The sequence below is a fragment of the Clostridium sp. UBA5119 genome (assembly GCF_002414285.1).
Lineage (GTDB): Bacteria > Bacillota > Clostridia > Clostridiales > Clostridiaceae > Clostridium_J > Clostridium_J sulfidigenes.
The window spans coordinates 292-3741 of the sequence record NZ_DHYX01000106.1 but is presented as its reverse complement, the minus strand read 5'-3'; the positions used below and the strand labels follow the sequence as shown (position 1 = coordinate 3741).

The following is a 3450-nucleotide window of genomic DNA, read 5'->3' as shown; positions in this document are numbered from 1 at the left end:
GCAAGGATAATACTTTTATTTTTAAATTTATTTAAATCTTTATTTATAAACATAAGGATGTATAAGGGGAGAGTATTATGTATTATTCTAAAAATAATGTATATATCAATGAAGATTCTAAAATACTTTTTGATTTAACAAATATGGATATTTTTGAATTAGATGATAAACATTTTAAAATATTTAATAACTTATATTTTAATAAAGAACAATTAGATATTAATAATGACAATGAGACTTTAGAAATGTATAATATGTTCTTTAAAAGAAGCAGTGAAAAACCATTGTATAATGATTACATAAAAAGTATAAGAATAAATGTAAGTAATACTTGCAATTTGAATTGCACATATTGTTATGCCAATCAAGGTAATTATCATAATGAAGATGGGGTAATGACTATAGATACGGCAGAAAAAATATGTAATTATATCACGACTAAATTTCCCAAAGCTGATGAAATATCATTTTTTGGAGGAGAGCCATTTCTAAATGTACCTGTAATTGAATACTTTTGCAAATATTTTTCAGATCAAAAACCCACTAGTTTTGCAGCTGTAACAAACTTAACAATTTTAAGTGATGATATTATTAATTTGATTAATAAGTATAGTATTAAAATAACTGGTAGTATAGATGGTCCTAAAGAAATTAATGATATTTATAGAAAATATAAAAATGGAGATGGAACTTTTGATACAATTTCAGAAAATATTCATAAAATCAATAGAAAAACATCTAAAGCTATAAAGCTAATAGAATCTACATATACAAAACAATCCTTTGAAAAATACTCAAAACAAGAATTGTTAGATTTCTTTTACAATAATTATGGGATAAAAAATATTTTAATAGCTGATGTTCTTAGTGATGATAATAATATATCTTTACCATCAAAATGCAAATCTGAAAATGTTGAACAGATTATCGAAAACACTTTTGAATCTATACTTAAAAATCAGCCTGTAGAAGGTTCTTTGATAATTTCATTATTATTATTTTTTAACAAAAATTATAATGATAACTTTTGTAATGCCGGGGTAAGAGAAATTTTAATTGATCACCAGGGAGAAATATGGCCATGTCAAGCATATATAAATAGAGAGGATTTCTACATGGGAAGTATTTACAACAATGATGATACAACCTTTAATAAAGTTAATACAAATTTGAAAACTATAGGTAAGTCTAATCTAACTAATTGTTATGACTGTGTAGCACGTTATTGGTGTAGTAAATGCATAGCCTACACATCTTTGACAGATTCTAATAAAGAATCTTATTACAATGAAGCTAAATGTAATTATAATAAATTATTTACAGAAAAAGTTTTAAATAAGTTGTGTGGATACATTAAAAGTGAAAAACTTAATTTATTGATTAAAAACTTAAAGGAAATTGTAGAGGTGTAGAATGAGAACATCACTAATAAAACATGTATTTAAGTCTAAGATTTTATTATTGTTTACCGCTATATTTATAGTATTATCATCATCATTGAATATTATGTTAGCTTATATTTTAAAATATTTATTAGATTTATCTTCAACAAAAGACTTCACAAACTTTTATATAGCAATTATGTTCATAGTTATATATATAGTAGCTTTATTTATAACATCATATGCTAGAAGCGTTATGAAAGCTAAACTACTAGAAAAAACTATGGTTAACTTAAAGGAAGATATATTTAATAAAATAATTGATAAAAATATTGAAGATTTCAATAATGAAAAAAGTGCTCAATATCTTTCACTATTAACTAATGATTTACACATAATAGAGAGTGATTTTTATAATAATATCATTGAAATGATTGATTCTGCTTTTTCCTTTATAGTAGCCAGTATATTATTAATAAAACTTAATTGGATTATAACGGTAGGTGTATTTTTAACAACAATAATAACAATATTGGTACCTCAAATTGTTAACAAAAAAATTCAAAAATTAAAACTAAGTTATTCAGAAAATTTGTCTCGATTTACGTCAAAGATAAAAGATATTTTTGGTGGTTATGAAATTGTAAAATGTTTCAATATATCCAATAAGATAACAAGTACTTATTGTGAAATAAATAAAGAAGTGGAAGCATCTAAAAAGAAACTTTCAATAACTGCAGGATTAGCTACTAGCTTATCACGTGCTTTAGCTATGTGTATATTCTTTAGTGCACTGTCAATAGGAACCTACCTTACTATTATGGGAACTATAACAATAGGAACACTGATTGCAGCAACTCAATTAATGAACAATATTGCTAATCCTATTGTAGAAATATCTAATGGGTTAAATGTTTTAAAATCTGTGAAGTTATTAGAATATAGAATTATAGATATAATAGAGCCTAAGACTGTTAATAAACATAATATTCGTAAGAATAACTTTGAAAATGATATAAAGATTAAGGATATTAGTTTTTGCTACTCAGATGATAAGTATGCTTTAAAAAATATTTCGCTTAATATTGAAAAAGGTAAAAAATACGTACTGGTTGGTACTAGTGGTAGTGGAAAATCTACATTGGTTAAGTTACTTACTAACTATTATCGAAACTATCAGGGTGAAATTTTGATAGATGACATTAATAACAAAGATATTGACACTACAGATTTATATAATTTAATTTCCGTAATTCATCAAAATGTATTTATATTTGATGGAAGTATAAAAGATAACATTACCTTATATAATAATTATAATGATTATCAAATTGAAAATGCTATTAAAGTTGCAGGATTAGAATCAACTATTAATGGCTTAGATAATCATTTAGATAACTTGGTTGGTGAGGATGGATTAAACTTATCAGGTGGAGAAAAGCAAAGATTATCTATAGCTAGAGCTGTAATAAGAAAGTCACCTATAATTATTTTAGATGAAGCTACTGCAGCATTAGATCCAGAAACATCTTATAACATAGAAGACTCAATACTTAACTTAAAAGATACTACAATTATTGTGATTACTCATAAGTTAAATAAGGAATTGCTTAGAAGATATGATTGTATTATAGCTTTAAAAGATGGTGCTATAGTTGAAATGGGGTCATTTGAATCTTTAATTAATAAAAATTCTTATTTCTATAGTTTATATAATATTCAATAATCAAGCCAACTCAATTTGCTAAGATATAAAATTTATAGTATATATTTTATTGCAAGAGTGAGAAAAAGTGAAATTTAAGAAGATATACTTATACCTCAAGTACACTAAATTATATTTTATAATTTAAATACTTTGGGTATAATGTTGTTAATTTATTTTATTAAATATTTTATATAATAAGCTATTTGAAGTAGACTTATTATAACAGTCGAGGGATATAAGGTATTAGGATTCTTATATCTCTTTTTCTTTTTATGTTTCTTCATAACTATCACCCCCTTCATTATAGTTTAGGTGGCATATTTATATTCTAACTTAAAGTTTTTTTCATACAACTATTGA

The 3450-nt window shown here is 24.2% G+C and carries 2 protein-coding genes; both read left to right on the top strand.

Going from position 1 to position 3450, the window contains the following annotated elements; all coding sequences use genetic code 11:
- Positions 1 to 77: 77 nt before the first annotated feature.
- Positions 78 to 1412 carry a radical SAM/SPASM domain-containing protein gene (locus tag B2671_RS16165; RefSeq protein WP_346871324.1) on the top strand — a complete coding sequence of 445 codons (1335 nt, stop codon included), beginning with the start codon at positions 78 to 80 and terminating at the stop codon, positions 1410 to 1412.
- Position 1413: 1 nt separating this feature from the next.
- Positions 1414 to 3108 carry an ABC transporter ATP-binding protein gene (locus tag B2671_RS16160; RefSeq protein ID WP_346871323.1) on the top strand — a complete coding sequence of 565 codons (1695 nt, stop codon included), beginning with the start codon at positions 1414 to 1416 and terminating at the stop codon, positions 3106 to 3108.
- Positions 3109 to 3450 lie beyond the last annotated feature (342 nt).

Excerpts from the sequence above, each read along its gene's own strand:
- B2671_RS16165 (WP_346871324.1), top strand. The coding sequence starts at position 78 with ATGTATTATTCTAAAAATAATGTATATATCAATGAAGATTCTAAAATA.
- B2671_RS16160 (WP_346871323.1), top strand. The coding sequence starts at position 1,414 with ATGAGAACATCACTAATAAAACATGTATTTAAGTCTAAGATTTTATTA.